The 19,222-nt window shown below is 69.1% G+C and carries 12 protein-coding genes; 5 read left to right on the forward strand and 7 right to left on the reverse strand.

The genetic code is table 11. The annotated features are described in order from the left end of the window. Positions 1-15: 15 nt before the first annotated feature. Genes ACIOJD_RS18195 through ACIOJD_RS18205 form a run of 3 tightly spaced genes read right to left on the reverse strand, consistent with a single transcriptional unit; the run spans position 16 to position 4,191 of the window. The gene (locus ACIOJD_RS18195) at positions 16-1,266 is read right to left on the reverse strand and encodes an aspartate aminotransferase family protein (RefSeq protein WP_401915514.1); all 1,251 of its coding nucleotides are present in this window, start codon (positions 1,264-1,266) and stop codon (positions 16-18) included. Between the two features lie 45 nt (positions 1,267-1,311). After that, entirely contained in the window at positions 1,312-2,451 is a 1,140-nt protein-coding gene (locus ACIOJD_RS18200) for an acyl-CoA dehydrogenase family protein (protein ID WP_401914421.1), read from the reverse strand. A gap of 9 nt (positions 2,452-2,460) precedes the next feature. Next, positions 2,461-4,191, reverse strand: a complete 1,731-nt coding sequence (locus tag ACIOJD_RS18205) for an aldehyde dehydrogenase family protein (RefSeq protein ID WP_401914424.1) — start codon at positions 4,189-4,191, stop codon at positions 2,461-2,463. A 690-nt stretch (positions 4,192-4,881) separates the two neighbouring features. Between ACIOJD_RS18205 and ACIOJD_RS18210 the strand changes: the two genes are divergently transcribed. From ACIOJD_RS18210 to ACIOJD_RS18230, 5 genes are all read left to right on the forward strand, one after another. After that, complete coding sequence (locus tag ACIOJD_RS18210) at positions 4,882-5,721, forward strand: helix-turn-helix domain-containing protein (protein WP_401914426.1); 840 nt, start codon at positions 4,882-4,884, stop codon at positions 5,719-5,721. A 197-nt stretch (positions 5,722-5,918) separates the two neighbouring features. Next, positions 5,919-6,290, forward strand: a complete 372-nt coding sequence (locus ACIOJD_RS18215) for a nuclear transport factor 2 family protein (RefSeq protein ID WP_401914429.1) — start codon at positions 5,919-5,921, stop codon at positions 6,288-6,290. A 293-nt stretch (positions 6,291-6,583) separates the two neighbouring features. Beyond that, positions 6,584-6,991, forward strand: coding sequence for an acyl carrier protein (locus ACIOJD_RS18220; protein ID WP_401914432.1), 408 nt, complete (start codon positions 6,584-6,586; stop codon positions 6,989-6,991). Positions 6,992-6,996: 5 nt separating this feature from the next. Then, the gene (locus ACIOJD_RS18225; RefSeq protein WP_401914434.1) at positions 6,997-10,101 is read left to right on the forward strand and encodes a type I polyketide synthase; all 3,105 of its coding nucleotides are present in this window, start codon (positions 6,997-6,999) and stop codon (positions 10,099-10,101) included. 41 nt (positions 10,102-10,142) lie between these two features. Next, complete coding sequence (locus ACIOJD_RS18230; RefSeq protein ID WP_401914435.1) at positions 10,143-11,714, forward strand: fatty acid--CoA ligase; 1,572 nt, start codon at positions 10,143-10,145, stop codon at positions 11,712-11,714. Positions 11,715-11,813: 99 nt separating this feature from the next. Here ACIOJD_RS18230 and ACIOJD_RS18235 read toward each other — a convergent pair whose 3' ends face one another. The 4 genes from ACIOJD_RS18235 to ACIOJD_RS18250 all read right to left on the reverse strand — a co-directional run bounded on the left by ACIOJD_RS18235 (position 11,814) and on the right by ACIOJD_RS18250 (position 19,144). Next, positions 11,814-12,596: a thioesterase II family protein gene (locus ACIOJD_RS18235; RefSeq protein WP_401914438.1), complete on the reverse strand. Its 783-nt coding sequence runs from the start codon at positions 12,594-12,596 to the stop codon at positions 11,814-11,816. 215 nt (positions 12,597-12,811) lie between these two features. Further along, entirely contained in the window at positions 12,812-13,531 is a 720-nt protein-coding gene (locus tag ACIOJD_RS18240) for a class I SAM-dependent methyltransferase (RefSeq protein ID WP_401914440.1), read from the reverse strand. Positions 13,532-13,990: 459 nt separating this feature from the next. Continuing rightward, positions 13,991-16,453, reverse strand: coding sequence for a SpoIIE family protein phosphatase (locus ACIOJD_RS18245; protein ID WP_401914443.1), 2,463 nt, complete (start codon positions 16,451-16,453; stop codon positions 13,991-13,993). A gap of 135 nt (positions 16,454-16,588) precedes the next feature. Beyond that, positions 16,589-19,144, reverse strand: coding sequence for an MFS transporter (locus ACIOJD_RS18250; RefSeq protein WP_401914444.1), 2,556 nt, complete (start codon positions 19,142-19,144; stop codon positions 16,589-16,591). Positions 19,145-19,222: the final 78 nt, after the last annotated feature.

Consider the following 19,222-nt stretch of genomic DNA (forward strand, 5'->3'; position numbering starts at 1 on the left):
GCGGGTACTGGCTGCTCAGGCGAGAACTGCGTGGGCCGCGCGCTCGAAGGCGTCGAGCAGGAACCGCACGTCGTCGTCGGTGAGTACGGCCGGTGGGGTGAGCCGCATGACGGTCGAGGAGTTCAGCGAGTGGTTGGCGAGCACACCCGCCCCGATCAGTTCCAGCAGCAGGTCGCCGGCCATGCCGGGCACGGTGAACTCGATACCGATGAGGAGTCCGGCTCCGCGCACCTCGCGCACCCGGTCCCCCAGCACCTTCCTGGAGATCTGCTCGATCTCGGTGCGCAGCTGCTCGCCCAGCACCGCGGACCGTTCGACCAGGCCGTCCTCCTTGAGCGCGGCGATGGCGCCCTTCGCGGCGGCCATCGCGAGCGGGTTGCCGGAGAACGTCGACGTGTGGATGAACGGGTCCTTGTCGAAGGGCCGGAAGGCTTTGGGAGAGGCCACCAGCGCGGACACCGGCACCACACCACCGCTGAGTCCCTTGCCCACCAGCAGGACATCGGGGGTGACACCCTCACGGTCGGCACCCCACCAGTGCCCGAGCCGGCCGAGGCCCGTCTGGATCTCGTCGAGCACGAAGAACGCCCCGTACTCACGGCACAGCCGCTCGACATCCCGGAGGTAGCCGTCGGGCGGGATGATGACACCGGCCTCGCCCTGCACCGGCTCGACGATGACGCATGCCTCGCCCTCGTGCCGGGCCAGCACCTCTTCGAGCCCGGCCGCATCGCCGTACGGCACCCGCGACACATCGGGCAGCAAGGGCAGGAACGGAGTCTGGAAGGTGTCCTTGGCCGTGACACTGAGCGCACCCATGGTCTTGCCGTGATAGCCGGACTCCATGGAGACCAGATGGCGCTTGCCGTGCGCGCGCGCCAGTTTGATGGCGGCCTCGACGGCCTCCGCGCCACCGCAGGCGAAGTGCACCTTCTGCAACCCGGCCGGCACCACCGACACGAGGGCCTCCGCGGCGTCGACCACCTCCGGCTCCAGCAGCAGCCTGGTGGCGATCGGGTTGGTCTCGAGCTGCCTGGCCACCTCGGCGATGACCCGTGGGTGCCGGGCACCCATCAGGAACACGCCGTATCCCCCGCAGTTGAGGATCTTGCGTCCGGCCGCGGTGTGGATCCACGCTCCGGACGAGGATGCCTCCACATCCCCGCCGAACATCTCGCCGAGCGATGCCCGGCCCTTGCTCAGGTATTTCCGGTACCGGTCGACCAGTTGGGTGTACGGGTCCACGTCAGCGACGGGAGCGGTCATCATCCATCTCTCTTCCGATGGGTCGGCCCATCTCTTCCGACGGGGTTAGCCCACGACCAGCGGTTTGCCGGCGTAGTAGTCGAGCAGGCCGTCGGTCGTGCTCGTACGGGACGGTGGGTGGAACGCGAGCGCGTGGGAAGCCGCGGACAGGTAGGCGACGTCCGAGGAGGACACATAGGCCATTCCGCCGAGCAGTTCGACGGCGTCCCTGACCGTGTCGGCGAGCAGGTCCTTGACCGAGAAGCGGGTCACGAGCGCGGCGGCCAGCACGTCGTTGCCCGTGTCACCGTCCATCACCCGCCGGGCCAGGCCCTCGACGAGCAGGGCCGCGGACTCGACCCGTACCGCGACCGCGGCCCGGTCGGACGCACTCCCCCTGCCCTGCTCCAGCAGCCGGCCGACCAGTGCGCTGACCAGCCCGGTGTATGCGGCGGAAGCGATCATCTGGAACCAGATCAGGCCGACTTCCTGGAGTTCGCTGAGGTCGTCCAGAAGATCGGCCGGCGGCTGGAGGATCTGGTTGTCGGTGACGAACACGTCGGTCAGCCGGACCTCGTTGCTCTCCGCGCCGGCCAGCGCGAAGTTCGACCAGAACGGGTGCACACTGACGCCCGGTGTGTCGGCGGGCAGCAGCAGGAAGCCCATCTCGACCGAGCCGTCCGGCTGCCGCATGCCCACACTCGCCGTGAGCAGGTCCATGGACTTCGACAGGCTGCACGGCTTCTTCGAACCGTTCAGCAGGTAGCCGCCGTCGACGGGCTCGGCCTCCATCGTGGGGCTGAGGATGCCCTGGCCGCTGCGTCCCTCGGCGAATCCGGACGCGACCAGCAGCCGTTCCTCGGCGACCCGCTTCAGCAGCAACTCGTTGAGGTCGGTGCCCTGTCCGAAGGAATCCGCGATGCCGAAGAGCGTGCCGATGGAGAAGTGGTGCATGGCTGTCGCCACGGCCAGCGAGGGCGCCAGGGAGCCCAGCACCCGGACCACCCGGGTGGCGTCCAGCGCGGAGGCGTCGAGCCCTCCGTACGCCTTGGGCACCAGCAGGTTCGGTCCGCCGTGGGCTCGGAACAGCTCGATCGCCGGGCTGTCCTCGGCCTCCAGCGCGGACAGGGGCAGCTTGGCCAGTTCGGCGCGCAGTCCCGGCAGGAGGGTGTCGCAGGTGTCACGGTCGGCTTGCATGAACCGCATGGCCGCTCCTCACGTGTTGGCCGCGGACACCGCGTCCGCGGTGCCCGTCGTGTCGTCACCGCTCGGGGAATCGCCCTTCAGGAGTTCGGCGTAGGCGCCGAAGACCGCCTCGCGGGGCCTGATCCCTTCGGCGATGGACACCCCCTGGAGGTGGGTGCAGCTGAGCATGGGGTAGTTGGCCTGGCCGAACGCTCCGCCGGTACGGCCGGTGCCGCCGTGGGTCGGCAGGTAGGGCAGAAAGCCGATGTGCGAGTCGTTGACCTTCAGGAGCCCGCCGTTGGAGACTTCGGACACGAAGCTGTCGATGACGGCCTTGTCCTTCGCCCACAGGGAGTTGCGCAGACCGTAGGGGTTCTCGTTGACGTAGCCGAGCATCGCGTCGAGCAGTTCGGCGTCGGAGGCCGGTTCCGGCACCACGACCGGCAGCAGCGGGAAGAAGGTCTCCTCCCGTACCGCTTCGATGTCCCGGCAGTGCTCGAGCCCGTCGACCCGCAGCACGGTGGGTTCGAGGAACAGCCCGGTGTCCGAGGGACTGCCGTCCGTCTCCAGCCGACGCGCCCCGTGGACCACGGTGGCGCCCTTGTCCAGCGCGTCACGCACGTACTCGAAGAACCGCTCGCTGCGCAGTACGGGTGACAGCAACGCCCCCGGGTCCTCCGGCAGCCCCGGCCGGATCAGTGACGCGGTGAGCCGCAGTCGCTCCAGCAGTTCGTCGGCGACGGCCGGGTGCACCAGCACCTGGTTGGGCACCATGCAGATCTGACCGGACCCGAAGAAGCACTCGCTGAGGGCCTCGGCGGCGGCTTCGATGTCGGCGTCGCGCCACACCAGCACACAGTCGTTGCCGGCCAGTTCCAGGATGGGCTTCTTGCCACGGGCCACGCACTCCCGCTCCAGGTCCAGGCCCCTGGTCACCCCGCCGGTGTAGAAGATGTCGTTGATCCGCGGGCTGTCCAGCCAGCCCTTGAGGACCGGCCCCGGACGGGCGCAGAACACATTCAGGGTGCCGGGCGGCGCGCCGATCTCCTCGAGAACGGGGACCACCAGCTCGCGCATCGCGAACATGACTCCGAACGGTGCGCTGCGCGGCGCCCGGAGCACGACCGCGTTGCCGGCCAGCAGCGGGGTGATGCCGAACAGGGCGCTGCTGGCGGGCGCGTTCTGCGGTGGGTTGACCGCCACGACACCGTCGGCGACACGGCGGAGCACCATCCGGCGGCCGCTGTGGTCGATCTCCTGCCACAGCTGGTCGGCGCACCAGCCGAGGGTCTCCTCGCTGAAGATCTCCAGCAGGCCGGCGACCTGCCACTCGGCGAGTGCGCGGGGCGTGCCCTCGGCGATGAGCAGCTTGACGAATTCCGCGTGCCGCAGCCGCAGCCGCTCCCTGATGCCCGCGCCCAGTCGCATCCTGGTCCGCAGGGGCATCCGGGCCCACTGCGGCGCGGCGGCCGCCGCGGCGGCCGTCGCCGCTTCGACGGTCGCTCCGTCGGCCACGGCACACCGTCCGACGACGAAGTCGGCGGCCTCGGAGACATCGACGGAACCGCGTTCCAGCTTCCGCTTGAGCGTCAGGCTCTCGAAGACGTCGTCCAGGATCGAGGATGTCGTGACGGTGTAGACGTACGCGTCCGACGGGAGGTCACGGCCTCCCACGTAGGAGGGGTAGGTCGGGATGATCCTGCCCGGATGGGAGGGGTTGACCCTCACATGATCCGGCCAGATCCCGGTCGATGATTCCATGCTTCGACCCTGTCTTTCCGAGATTCGCACACACGGCGAGGCTCATGAATTGCCATGGCGTTCCGAAGGAATTGGAGTGGCCCACTCATATGCGTCTGGACAGAGTTGTCCGGCGTCACTCGCCGGACCCACGCCACAAGGGAACGGGAGGGCCCTGATCGGACCGCTCAGCCGTGTCCGATACTGCTGCCGCGTCGGCGGCTTCCTCACGGTGTGCGGAGAGGGCAGGATTCGAACCTGCGAGGGCGTCAACCCGGCCGTAAAGGCCCCCGTTAGGCCGCTTCGGGTACCTCTCCCTTGAAATTCAGAGCTCGTTCCTTCGAACGGGCTCTTATTTCCGGACCGCTTTCACGTTGCCTCGAGAACCACTCGAGAACGGTGACCAGTTAACACCGGCCATGGCGATGGGTGAAGCCGATGGCGACTCGAAGGCGAAATCGGTCAGTGCCGCGTCAGCGCTCCATCAGCAACCGATACCCGGCGGCGGAAGGCGAGTCGCGGCCGGCGTGCGCGAGGCGGTGGGCACACGTCAGGACAGCCCAGTACAAACATCACCACAAACGACATGGCGGCTTCCTGGGCAAGTCATCAACTCGGCGCGAGAAAAGGCCAGGCCAGGACCCCGGATGGCAATGACGGTCAGTCGCACGCCAGATACCAAAATGAGACCGGTCCCGTACTATGAACTCCATGCTTGATAGGTCTGGACAACTTGGACACGTCACGACCGGCACCCTGCTCCGCGGGTGGCGTCAGCAGCGGAACCTGAGCCAGATGGCTCTCGCGCTCATGGCCAACAGCTCAGCCAAGCATGTGAGTTTCGTGGAGAACGACCGTGCGCGGCCGAGCAGAAAATTGATCTTACGACTGGCGGATGTCCTCGAAGTCCCCACCCAGGAACGGGATTCCATGCTCCTGGCTTCGGGATACGCCCCGCTGGCGGAGCGGCCACCGGTCGTGGAATCACGGACGTACACCGCCAAGGAGGCTGCCTATCGCCTGCTGAAGGGGCACGAACCCTACCCCGCCCTGGCGTACGACACCGCTCTCAACATCGTGCAGACCAACCAGGCGTTGATGAATTTGCTGACGGAGGCGGTGGCACCGGAGTTGCTGGAACCGCCGGTCAGCGCCCTCCGGCTCAGCCTTCATCCGGACGGGCTGGCGGGCCATGTCATCAACTTCACCGAGTGGCGGGACGAGGAGTTGTCCAGGCTCCGCTCTCTGGCGAGATCGTCCGGCAACGAACAGCTGCGCTCGCTGTACGGCGAGGTCAGCGCCTATGCCTATCCGGGACGGGGACGGCTCTCCTCGTACCAGGAGAGGGACCGTCCGGAGATCTTCGTGGGGTCCCTGCATCTGCGCGCCCTGGACACCGAGCTCCGCTTTTTCAGTTCCACCACGGAATTCGCCTCCGCCGACGGCGATATCAATGCGCTCTCCATAGCGACATTTCACCCGGGTGACGCACATACGGCCTCAGCGCTTCACCATCACCTCTCCAGGCCCCGAAGTATCAGCGGACACTAGCACGGGCCGGGCGGCCCCGCGCTGTCGAGGGCCGGGGCCCCTCGTACGCGCTGAAGGCGCGTGTCGCGCACGATTACTTCCGAGGTAATCGACGTCTCGCGAACGGACTGCCAGATTGAGAGACGTTCCAGGCGGCGGTACCCATCGGTCGGGGCCGGCGCCGGGATACCTCGGTCTTCTTTCTGGGAGGAAACACCTTGAGCACAGTCGCCGATTTCGTGGAGCGCTACACCGACCTGTGGAACGAGTCGGATCCCGACCGCCGCCGGAAGGCCGTCGGCGAACTCTGGACGAGCGACGGCCACTACGCCAACGTGAACCGGGAGTTCCTCGGGCACGCGCAGGTCCTCGAGGCCATTGACGAGGCGTACGAGGACTTCATCGTGAAGGGCTTCGTCTTCACCGCGCACGAGTACGTGGAGAACCACGGGGCCCTGCGGATCACCTGGCACATGGTTCCCGCCGGTGGCGGCGATGTGGCGGCCGTGGGCACGGAGTACATCGTGCGCGACAAGGACGGTCTCATCGTCACGGACTACCAGTTCATGGTGATGGAGCCGGCCGCCTGATTCCCCTGGTTGTGCAAGGGCCGTCCACGGACGGCCCTTGGGGTCCCCGTCTGTCCCGAACTCCCGTCGCAGCGCCCCGGCCGCGGCGGGAGTTCGGCGTGTGCGGTGCGCGGGCCCGCCTGATGCCGCGCTGACGGCGTGCTGCCGCGCCGCTCCCGTGGCCTGGACGGCCCCCGTGACGGATGGCTTGATGAAGGCCGAGCGGTTCCGGCGGAGCCGTCCGACGCACTCCGCGGCACCCGCGCGACGGGATGGAAGTCGAGACGTGATGCCGCGGGCCCGGAGGGAGCGGAATGACACCGGATACGCCGGAAACGGCCACGCCGACCATGCGGATGCTGCTGGACCTTCCCAGGTCCGAGCGCCGGGACGCGCTTGAGGAGCTGGTGACGGAGGAGTTCAAGGCCGTACTGCTGATGACCGACGAGGACGACCTCCCGCCGGACCAGAGCTATTTCGACCTCGGTATGACCTCGCTGAGCATCACTGGCCTCAAGCAGCGGTTCGAACGGCTCCTGGGCATCGAGGTCGACGCCAATCTGCTGTTCAACAGTCCGACCGTGGAGGCGTTGCTGAGGCATCTCACGGAGGACCTCCTCACCGATCTGTTCCACGCGCCTGCGGCCGCCACGGCAGCGCCTTCGGCCACGACCCCCAACGCGTTTCTCGATGCCGCGCTGAAGAATCTCTACCAGAGGTAGGAACCATGGCGAACGCAGAGGCCGTTTCCGCGGCCGCCCAGCTCGACGAGGCCCTGAGCACCATCCACCAGCAGGGCGAACTCATCCAGCGGCTGATGCTGGAGAAGTACGAGCCGATCGCGGTGGTCGGCGTCGGGCTGCGCTTCCCGGGAGGCAGCAACTCCCTCGACGAGTTCACGGAGTTCCTCCGCGACGGCCGGTCGGCGACGGTCCCGGTGCCCGAGGACCGCTGGGACATGGCCGCGTTCACGAAGGGCGCGGGCAAGGGGTCCATGCGCGCGGGGGCCGGCGGCTTCCTCGACCGGATCGACCAGTTCGACGCCAAGTTCTTCAACATCTCCCCGAAGGAGGCCAACTGGGTCGATCCGCAGCAGCGTCTCATCCTGGAGACGGCCTGGGAGGCCCTGGAGAACGCGAACATCGATCCCACCGCGCTCCGGCACGGCAACGGCGGCGTGTACATGGCCGCCAGCGCTCTCGACTACGCGATGGAGCTGGAGGGGCTCGGGTACGACGAGCTCGACGGTCATGTCGCGGCGGGTGTGTCCCACTCCGCCATCTGCGGCCGGCTGTCGTACTTCCTCGGCTGGCGCGGCCCCAGCATCTGTGTCGACACCGCTTGTTCGGCCTCCCTCGTCGCGCTGCACCAGGCCGTGGAGGGGTTGCGCCGAGGCGAGTGCGAGATCGCGCTGTGCGGGGGTGTGAACACCATTCACCATCCGCGCGGGAGTGTGCTCTTCTCCGACATGGAGGCCCTCTCCCCCGACGGCCGCTGCAAGACCTTCGACGACAGCGCCGACGGCTACGGCCGGGCCGAGGGCTGTGGCGTGCTGGTGCTCAAGCGGATGTCGGACGCCAAGCGGGACGGGGACACCGTACTCGCGCTGGTCCGCGGTACCGCCGTGGCGCAGGACGGCGAGAGCGCCGGACTGCACGTACCGAACGGGACGGCGCAGGAGGCGGTGATGCGCCGGGCGCTCGCCGCCTCCCCGCTGGAGCCCTCGGACATCCAGTACGTCGAGGCACACGGGACCGGCACCCCGCTCGGCGACCCGATCGAGATGGGCGCGATCAGTGATGTGTTCGGCGATTCGCACAGCGTGGACGCCCCGGTCGTGGTCGGCTCCCACAAGACCAATATCGGGCATCTGGAACCTGCGGCCGGTATCGCGGGCATCGTCAAGACGGTGGCTCAGCTACGGAACCGCACCATCTTCCCGCACGTGAACTTCCATACGCCCTCCACTCGTATCCCGTGGGCGAACTACCCCGTCACCGTGCCGACGGAGTGCCTGCCCTGGGAAGGGCAGACCCGCCGGGCGCTGGTGAACTCCTTCGGATTCACCGGAACCATCGCGTCGGCGGTGCTGGAGGAGGCGCCGCCGTCCGCCGCTCCGCGGCCCGCTCAGCCGTCCGAGGAGGGCGCGAGCCATGTCTTCACACTCTCCGCGAAGAGCAAGAAGTCACTGGGGCTCCAGATCGAGCGCTACCAGCGTGCGCTGTCGGCTCATCTCGGACTCGGTGTCGGGGAGATCTGCTACACGGGCCATGTCGGCCGGGCCCACTTCCCGCACCGCGTCTCCGGTGTGGTCCGCGATCGCGAGGAGCTGGACAGCCTGCTCGCGGACCGGCTGGCCCTGCTGGAGCGCGGTGGCCACGGCGAGAGCGGCGGCATCCGCAAGGTGGCGTTCCTGTTCACCGGGCAGGGCGCCCAGTACGCCGGAATGGGGGCCGGACTCTACCGGCGCCACCCGGAGTTCCGCCGCGTGGTCGACGAGTGCGACAAGCTCTTCGCACCGCATCTCGGCCGTTCGGTCAAGGCCGTCATGTTCGGCGGGACCGAGGACCCGGAGGAGATCAACCGGACCCGCTCCACCCAGCCCGCGCTGTTCGTGCTGGAGTACGCGCTGGCGAAACTGTGGCTGTCGTGGGGAGTACGTCCCAGCACGATGATCGGCCACAGCATCGGCGAGATCGTGGCCGCGACGGTCGCCGGTCTCTTCGACCTGCCCGACGCGGTCGAGCTGGTGGCCGCACGGGCCCGTCTGATGGACTCCGTGTCGGCGCCCGGCGGCATGGCCGCTGTACGGGCCGCCGTGGAGACGGTCGAACCTCTGGTGGAGAAGTATCCGGACCTGGCGATCGCCGCGGTCAACACTCCCTCGCAGTGCGTGGTCTCCGGCGGCCGTGAGGCCTTGGACGACCTCGTCGGGGAACTGGAGGCGCAGGGCGTCAGGATCAAGCGCCTGTCGGTCTCCCAGGCCTTCCACTCCCCGCTGATGAACGAGGTCGCCGAGGAATTCCGCGCGGTGCTCGAAGGGGTCACGTTCCACGAGCCCGAGCTGTCCTTCGTCTCCAACCTGACCGGCGAGCTGGCCCGTTGGCGGCAGATCTCCCGCCCCGACTACTGGGTGCGGCATCTCACCGAGCCGGTGGACTTCATGACCGGGATACGCACCGCCGAGCGCCGGGGCCCCCATGTGTTCATCGAGATCGGCCCGGCGAGCACGCTCTCCGCGCTCGCCAAGCGGTGTGTGGCCGCCGAGGACCAGGTGTGGCTGACCAGCCTGCGGCCGGCCGCGCAGGACGACGGTACGCTCCTGAAGGCGGTGGCCCAGCTGTACGAGACGGGCATCCGCTTCTCCTGGCCGGGCTTCCACGGTGCCGCCGTCCGCGGCAGGGTCGCTCTTCCCACGTACGCGTTCGACCACAAGCGGTACTGGCTGCCGCTCACGGACCGGCCCCGCCCCGCGGACGACACCGGTACGCGGCGGCCCGCCTCGGCGCCCGCCCCCGTCGCGGCCGCGGCCGCGGCCGCCGTGACCCTCGATCCGGCGGCGCTCACGGCGCTGGAGGCGGCTGAACGCCGGGCCGCGCTCACCGACTTCATCCGTGGCCGGCTGGCCCTCACCCTCGACTTCGGCGACATCGACGAAGTGGAGAAGGAGGCGAACTTCTCCGAGCTGGGACTGGATTCGCTGGCCGCCGACGAACTGCGCGCCGGACTCATGTCCGCGCTGGGCATCACCTTCCCCGTCTCGACGCTGTTCGACCACCCCACGGCCGGGCGCCTCGCCGCCTACGTCGACCAGCAGCTCGTACCGAGCTGACCTCCTCGTCCGGCCTGAGCCGGCCCGTCAGATGAGAGAGTATGAACGAGCCCGAACTGCACACACTCAATGCCATACCCGGCCATCACGCCCGGTACCGGCCCGAGCACATCGCCATCAACTTCCTCGGTACCGAGGTGAGTTACGGCGAACTGCACAGGGAGAGCAATCGCAGCGCGCACGCGCTGTCCGCTGCGGGCGTCACGCGCGGTGGACGGGTGGCCTATCTGGGCAAGGAGTCCCAGCACTACTACGAGATCGCCTTCGCCTGCGCCAAGACCGGCGCCGTACTCGTACCGGTCAACTGGCGGCTGACCGCGTCGGAGGTCGACCACATCCTGCGCGACTCCGACACCGAACTGGTCTTTGTGGAGCGCGAGTTCGCCGACACCGTCGCGAAGGTGGCGGACGACCTGCCGAAGCTGCGGGCCGTGGTGGCCCTGGACTCGGCTCAGGAACGGGGAGCGGGCTACCTCGCGTGGAAGGCGGGCCACAGCGACTCGGACCTCACGGTGCGGGTCGGCCCCGAGGACCCGATGGCCCAGGTGTACACCAGCGGCACCACCGGTTCACCGAAGGGCGCGGTGATCCCGCATCGCAGCTTCTTCGCGCTCGGCAAGTCCCTGCGGCGGGCGGGGCTCGACTGGGTGGACTGGAGCGCCGACGACACGAGCCTGATCAGCCTGCCCGGCCTGCACATGGCGGGGCTGAACTGGTCCATGCAGGGCTTCTGCGCCGGTGCCACGAATGTGGTGCTGCGCAGTTTTGTCGGCCAGGACGCCGTCCGGGCGATCCGTGACCTCGGTGTCACGACGACGTTCGTCGCGCCCGCCATGCTGCAGATGATGCTGGCCGAACCGGCCGCCGACACCGAGGCGTTCGCCTCGCTGCGCAAGATCGTCTACGGGGCGTCACCGATCTCGGAGGCGCTGCTGGGACAGTGCCTCGATGTGATCAAGGCCGACTTCGTCCAGGCGTACTCGGCCACGGAGGCGGGAAACGCGGTGACCCTGTTGCCGCCGTCCGAGCATGTGCCGGGCGGTCCGCGGCTCAAGGCGGCCGGATATCCCGTCCCCGGCGTCGAGTTGAAGATCGTCGGCGAGGACGGCCGCGAGGTGGCCACGGGTGAGATCGGCGAGGTCTGTGTGCGTACGCCCGCGGCCATGCTGGGCTACTGGAAGATGCCGGAGGTCACAGGCAGGACCCTGGTCGACGGCTGGCTGCACATGGGCGACGCGGGCTATCTGGACGCCGACGGATACCTCTACCTGTGCGACCGGGTCAAGGACATCATCATCGTCGCCGGTGCGAACGTCTATCCCGCCGAGGTCGAGGAGGCGCTGGAACGGCACCCCGCCGTCGCCGAGGCGGGCGTGATCGGCGTACCGGACGAGAACTGGGGCGAGGCCGTGCACGCCTGTGTGGTGCTGCGGCCCGGGGAGCGGGTCAGCCCGCGAGAGCTGATGCTCTCGCTGAAGGGCTCCATCGCCGACTACAAGATTCCCATGAAGTACGACATCGTGGACAGCCTGCCGCGCAACCCGACCGGCAAGATCCTCCGCCGTGAGCTGCGTGAGACGTTCTGGCAGGGCAGGCAGAGCGGCATTCACTGATCACGGCCGAAGAAGCCGAAGAGGCCGCCACAGAGCACGGGTTGGCCCGACCGGAGTGCGCCGGTCGGACCAACCCGTGCTCCTGTGGACCGTTTCCGGTCAGCCCCGGGAACTCGTGCCTGCGGCGCGCCTCAGATGCCGTCCCAGATCCGTCGCGACGGACAGGGCGTGCTCGAAGAGGTAGAAGTGCGATCCGGGAAATTCGCCGAGCCCGAGGAATTTCTCGCTCAGGCCGGCCCAGGTGGCCATCGAGCCGTTTTCCAGCAGCGGATCGGATTTCCCCCCGTAGGCCACGACCGGGCAGGAGACCGGGGCGGCGTCGTCGGAGTAGTCGTTGATCACCGAGAAGTCCGCGCGCAGCGCGGGGAGGACCAGTTCGCGCAACTCCTCGTTCTCCGTGATCTCCGGCGGCAGCGCACCGAACTCCTGGATTCTGCTGATGAATTCGTCGTCCGAGAGATCCTTGATCGGTACCGGGCTGGTCCGGTGCGCCGCCCCCGCCCAGCCGGATACGGCGAGCAGCGCGGGGCTGGGACCTCCCTCGCTCTCCATCGCGACGGTGAGCCGATAGCTGAGCATCGCGCCCATGCTGTGCCCGAAGAACGCGAAGGGCCGGCCGTCCAACTCGCCCTCCACCGCGTCGTACAGCGCCTCGACGAGCGGCTCGACCTCGGTGAAGACCTCCTCGTTCCGGCGGCCCTGACGGCCGGGGAGCTGTACGGCCTGAAGCTCCACATCGGCCGGGAACAGCGAGGCCCATCTGGAATACGCGACGGCTGAACCGCCCCCGTACGGCAGGACGAACAGCCGGATGGCAGCGTCCGGGCGTGGCGCACTCGACTGGAACCAGCGGCTCGTGATCTGCCCCTTGTCATAACTCATCGGGCCTCCATCGGTACACCTGGCGGAATTCAAGAGAGAGGGGGATCTGGCGGAATTGAGAGAGGGGATCGAGATTCCAGCAACGGTACAACCAGGCATCGGTCCGGCGCGATTACCCGCCAGGTAATCGACACGGAGAAAAACGGAGAAAACACGCCGGGGACGCCGCCGCGCGCCGCCTCCGCCTCCGCCAACTCCGGCTACGCCGACTCCCGCTACGCCCGCGCGAGGACGAACCATCGGGCCGGCAGATCGATACGTGTCCCGTCCGCCAGCCGCTCCGTCTGAACGAGCGCGGTGTCCCCGCTCGCCAGGACCGTCAGCCCGGCCGCGCGCAGCAGTCCGGGCACCTCCTCGTCCTCGGCCCCGGCCGGCTTGAGTCCGTGGTCGAACACCCGCCGCAGCTTCTCCGGCGGGCCGCCCGGTCCCTCCGAAGCCTGCCGCAGCACCGCCCTCGATCCACTGGTCAGCTCGGCGACGAAGGCGCGGCCCCGCGCGCCGAGCAGCTCCGCGACGGCCTCGGCGACGGCGGGCCGGTCCTGCGGTTCGCTCTGGTGTATCACCGCCCGCATATAGACGTTGGTGTCGCCGGTCCGCTCCCGCAGCGCGCGCACCGCGTCGTGATCGACCAGGTTGAGCTGCTCGAACTCGGCGGCTGTCATGGTGTCCGCGCGGCGCGCGTGCTCGATCGCCGCGTACGACAGGTCCACACCGATGGCCCGTGCGAAAAGGGTGGCGAGATATCGGGTCTGGGTGCCGTTGCCACAGCCCAGGTCGACCACGGGCAGTGAGGTGTCGGCGTGCCGGAGCAGCAGTTCGCTGTCCGGTACGGAGGCGAGGGACGGATCGCAGTCCCAGATCGCCTCACCCGGTGTGCCGGAGGTCTCCCGCCAGAAGCCGTCCCATGCCTCCCGGTACCGCTGCGACACGTCCATTTGTCTCCCCAGGTCAGGCCCGCGGAACGCGGGGGTGTGGAGACCGGACTACCGTTTGCGCAGGTCCGGGGACAAGAGCGCGGGAAAAATCTTCACTTCCCCTTCGAGCGGGAGGGCCGGGGAAAGAGAGGTCCTAAGGGCTGTCCCGCAATCCCCGGCGGGCCGCACGACGACAGCTACGGCGCCTCGCCGCGTTGCCGGAACGTCCACATACATCCAGTATGCGGACGCCCCCGGCCTTGCGATGCACCGCATCTGACGCCGCACGCTGATCCACCAGGGATTACGGGACAGCCCTCAGGGCCTCTCGTTTGGATCTTGCCGGGCTCGCGTGCCCCGGCACCGCGCCTCGCCGCGTTGTCGTCACTCCACGACGCTCCGCGTCGCCGCGCTCCTCCGTCTTGCGATCCACGGCACCAGACCCCGCTCCCTGATCCGGCCTGATCCAAACGAAAGACCCTAGGCGGCCCGCGCGGACCGGGACGGCCGCGTGGTGGGCCTCCGTGTCAGGGTCTGCTCGAACCAGACCGTCTTGCCGTGGGCCGAGCTGCTGGTGCCCCACTCCCGGGCCAGCCGGCTCACCACCCGCAGTCCGCGCCCGAACTCGTCGTCATGGCCCGCGTCCAGCAGGGCGGCCGGGGCCGGTTCGTCGTCGGTCACCTCGCACAGCAGCGCGTCCGTACGGACCAGGCGCAGCCCGACCTGACGGGACCGCGCGTGGTTCAGGGCGTTGGTGACCAGCTCACTGACCATCAGCTCGGCTGCCTCCACCGCGTCGGGCAGCTCCCAGTCGAGCAGCTGCCCACGCGCCAGACGTCTGGCCCTGCCCACCTCCCGTGGATCCAGGTCGAGTTGGAACTCGGCCACGTCCTCGTCGGGGATCCCGTTCAGCCTCGCCATCAGCAGGGCCACATCGTCCTTGCGGCCGTCGCGGGTGTTCAGCGCGCGGATGATGGTGTCGCAGGCGCTGTCCATCGAGGCGGCGGGGTGCGCCGCGGACGCGCAGAGGGCCGCCAGGCCGTCCCCGATGTCCGCGCCGCGCACTTCGACCAGCCCGTCGGTGCACAACACCAGCCGGTCCCCCGGCCCGACCTTCACGGTCGCCGTCTCGAAGGCCACTTGGCCCACCCCGATGGGCGCTCCGGTCGGCAGGTCGAGCACTTCGCTCCTGCCGTCCTCGGCGCGGACGAGGACGGGAGGGATATGTCCGGCGTTGGCGATCTGGAGCTCGGACGTGATCGGGTCGTACACCGCGTACAGGCAGGTCGCCAGGTACTGTTCGCCGAGCCGCTGCGCCAAGTCGTCCAGATTGCGCATCAGTTGTGCGGGTGGCATCTCCATGGTCGCCATGGTCTGAACGGCGGTACGCAACTGGCCCATCATCGCGGCCGAGTTGAGTCCGTGGCCCATCACATCGCCGACGACGAGCGCGGTGCGCGACCCGGGCAGTTTGACGGCGTCGAACCAGTCACCGCCGATCCGGCCGAGCCGGGTGCCCGGCAGATAGCGGGTGGCGATGTCGCAGCCCGCCATGCGCGGGGCGACCTGCGGCAGCATGCTGTCCTGGAGCGTCTCGGCGACATTCTCCTGGTACGTGTACATCCGGGCGTTGTCGAGTACGAGACCGGCCCGCGCGGCGAGTTCGGCTCCGGTCGTACGGTCCATGTCGTCGAACAGCTCGCGTTCGGGCCGTCGCATCAGCACCATGAAGCCGAGCACCACGTCGCGCGCCTTCAACGGCACGAGCAGCATGGACCGGTGATTGATGAGGGGACGCAGATCCCGCTTCTCGAACTCGCCGGAGATGCGGTTGCCGTCCTCCTCGCTGATCCGTGGGATCAGCACGGGCTCGCCGGTGACCATGCACTGGAAGAACGGCGTGTGTTCGGGGAAGGCGATGGCCTCACCGACCGGCACCGTGTCGTCCCAGCGGCCCGGCTCGTCGTTGTGCTCCACCCAGACCCGGTGCCAGATGGTGGTCACATCGGGCGGCCCGTCCGGGAATCCCTCGCCGGCCAGCACCGCGGCACGCAGATGCGTACCCGCGAAGTCGGTGAAGCGGGGGACGGCGGCGCTGGTGACCTCACGGATCGTACGGGCCAGGTCCAGGGACGAGCCGATGCGGCCACTGACCTCGTTCAGGAACTCCAGCCGTTCGCGCACGGCGGCGTATTCGAGGTCGAGTTGGGGGCGGGGAACCGCCGCCCGCCGGGGCTGCCCGGGTCCGGCGGGCGTGGCGACGGCAGTGCCCCCTCGTCCGGCCGCCCGGCGCGGCACACCCCAGTCCGGGGTGACGGGAACCCGTTCCTGATGACTGAACTCCAGTACCGGATAACCCAGTTCGAGGACCTGGTCGACGATGCGGTTGGACTCGGCGGGGCCCATGTTCGGCAGAATGTCCGGCAGCCGCCGGGCCAGCGCGTCGGAGTCCTGGAATTCGGTGTACGGAGCGAAGCCCGGGAAGATCCGCGGAGCGCCCGTCCGGTCGTTCGTGGCTTCCTCTTCGTCCCGCCGGAACTGGGCCGCGTCGGCGGCGAGTACGAGGTGTCGTCCCGGCCCCGGACCGATGAGTGGATACGCCCACCACAGCACGTCGAGCCGGCCACGCCCGGGAGCGGAGAGCTTCGCGCATCCCCCGGTGGGATAGGAGCCCCGTGTGTGCAGCTCCGGACCCAGATCGTCGTACGAGTCGTACGTGCCGTGGGCCACCCCCTGTTCGCCCTCGGCGAGGGCTCCGGCGACCGGCATCAGATCGCTGGCGGGCTGCCCGATCGCCTCTTCCCTCGCGTGGCCGAAAAGTCGCCGTGCGCCGGTCGACCAGTGCGACACCAGTCCGTCACCGTCCACGACGACCACGGCGAGCGGGATCCGGCCGGCCGCGGCGAAGTCCTGCGGCAGTCCCGGCGGAATACCACTGTCCATGGGTGGGAGGCTCCTTCCCTGCCGCCAGGATCCGCGGCTCCGCCCTCCACGGTAAGGCCCTGCACACACGATGCGCCGGTCAATGAACTAATAGGTAGTGCGCCCGCGCACAACCCACAGTTGACTGAAAATAAGTCAGTCCTCGTGGCCCAGTTGGAGGTCGCGTTCGGTGCGTCCGCCGCCCGCCATGCGGAGCACGGTGGCCACCGGCGGATAGCCCGCGGCGATCACCGTGTACTCGCCCGAGGAGAGATCCACGAACCGGAAGATGCCGTCGGGACCGGTGGTGAGGGTGTCCACCACATTGCCCGCCGCGTCGAGCAGAGTGACGCGCGCGTCCTCGACCGGACGGCCTCCGCCGGCCCGTACCGTACCGCGCAGCACTGCCCCGCCCGCCAGTTCGATGTCCTGCCGGGTCTCGCGCGAGGCCTGCACGCTGACCGGGAGGGCCGCGGGCCGGAAGGCCGGGGCGCTCGCCGCCAGGGTGTACTCCCCCGCCACCAGCTCCGAGATCACATAGGCGCCCTCACGGCCGCTGCGGGTGCTCGCGACGACCTCGCCGCGTACGTCCGTGAGGGTCACGGCCGCGTCGCGCACCGGGGTGCCGTCGGCGGTGCGTACGGCTCCGGCCAGGCGGCCCGCGCCACCGAGGACCACGTCCAGCTCGACGGGCCGTTCGCCGACGGTCACCGTGACGGCCTGCGGCTGATGGCCACCGGCCGCCGCGATCATCACGTACGAACCGGAGCCGGGCACGCTCAGCGCGTACCGCCCGTCCCCTCCGCTCGCCCCGCGCCCGATCTGCTGTCCGTGGACATCGATGAGGGTGAGCGCGGCGCGGGGCACGACGGTGCCGTCGTGGTGCTGCACGGTGCCGCACACGGCCACACCCGAGATGTACGGAGCGGGGCCCTGGGAGGCGGCCGGGCCCTGAGAGGCGGCCGGGAAGGCGGGTGCGGCCGGCGGGGCTGCGGCGCGCGGCGGGGGAACCGGTGCCGGCTCGGCGGGATAAGCGGTGGGCTCGATGTGGAACGTGGCGGGCTCGGCATGGAACGTGGTCGGCTCGGTGGGGAATGCGGTGGGCTCGGCGGCGTTCTGGGACACCAGCGGTCTCTCCTTGAGGAAGAAAGTGATCAACAGGCCGAGCACGAGCACCGGCACGAGGTAGAGGAAGATGCGCGGCATCGCGTCCGCGTAGGCCTGGACATAGGGGTCGCGCAGCGCGGGCGGCAGGGCGTGGACCAGTTGCGGGGTGATCGACTTGGGCTCGGGAAGATCGGCCCCGGCGGGGAGCCGGTCGGCGAGTGCGTCGGTGAGCCGGCCGGCGAAGAGCGTGCCGAAGACGGCGGCCCCCACACTGCCGCCGATCTGCCGGAAGTAGTTGCTGGCGCTGGTGGCGGTGCCGAGGTCGGCGGGCGGAACGGAGTTCTGTACGGCGACGACGAGCACCGGCATCACCAGGCCCATGCCGAGCCCCAGGACCCCCTGCGCGATGCCGCATTCGAGCAGGGAGGTGCCTGCCTCCAGACGGGACAGCAGCCACATCCCCTCCACCGAGATCGCGCAGCCGAGCAGCGGATAGATCTTGTAGCGCCCGGTACGGGTGACGAGGAGTCCCGAGACTATGGAGCCGCCGACGATTCCGCCCATCATCGGCAGCATCAGCAGGCCCGATTCGGTGGCGCCGACCCCGTCGACCATCTGGAGGAAGGTCGGCAGATAGCTGCTGGCGCCGAACAGCGCCACCGCGGTGACCGCGCCGATCAGGCCGGTGATGTTGAAGACCGAGTCGCGGAACAGCCGCAGCGGAATGATCGGTTCGGGGGCGAAGCTCTCGACGACCAGGAAGAGCAGAGTCGTTCCGGCAGCGCCCGCGGCCAGCCCGAGGACGACGCGGGAGTCCCACGCGTACTCCGTACCGCCCCAACTGGTCAGCAGCACCAGGAAGGTGGACGCGGCGGCGAGCAGCAGCGTGCCCAGGACATCCAGCCGGCCGCGGGCGGCGGGCTTGGGGAGCCGGAGCACCACGGAGACCACGGCGAGGGTGACGACGCCCAGCGGCACATTGAAGTAGAAGCACCAGCGCCAGGAGACATGGTCGGTGAAGAAGCCGCCGAGCAGCGGGCCCGCCACGGAGGCGAGACCGAAGGCCGCGCCGATGAGCCCCATGAAGCGTCCGCGCTCCCTGGGCGGCACGATGTCCGCGATGATCGCCTGCACGCCGATCATGAGTCCGCCGGCGCCGATGCCCTGGACGGCGCGGAAGGCGATCAGCTGGTCCATGGTGCGGGACCAGCCCGCCAGCGCGGATCCGATGACGAAGACGACGATCGCGAACTGGAAGACGCCCTTGCGGCCGTAGAGATCCCCGAGCTTGCCGTAGACGGGCAGTCCGATGGTGGCGGTGAGCAGGTACGCGGTGATCGCCCAGGACATCCGGTCCAGGCCCTGGAGTTCGCCGACGATCTTCGGCAGCGCGGTGGCCACGATCATCTGTTCCAGCGCGGCCAGCAACAGGGCGAGTATCAGCCCGAACACGACCAGACGCAGCCGACGAGGGCTGAGGGATTCGGCGGGGGCCGGGGCGGGAGGTGCCGGGGCCCAGCCGGGGTGGAGCGGGTCGGGGCCCTGCTGCCCGGGGCCCTGTTCCCCCACTTCCTCCGCGCCCTTCGGCAGAGTGGTACCGCCCACGTACTGCTCCCCTCGTCGCACCTGCGCGGCGTCATTCTTCGCACCGCCCGCCAAGAGGGGGCAAGCGGAACGGTGACT

It is taken from the genome of Streptomyces sp. NPDC088116, from assembly GCF_044741745.1.
Taxonomy (GTDB): Bacteria; Actinomycetota; Actinomycetes; order Streptomycetales; family Streptomycetaceae; genus Streptomyces.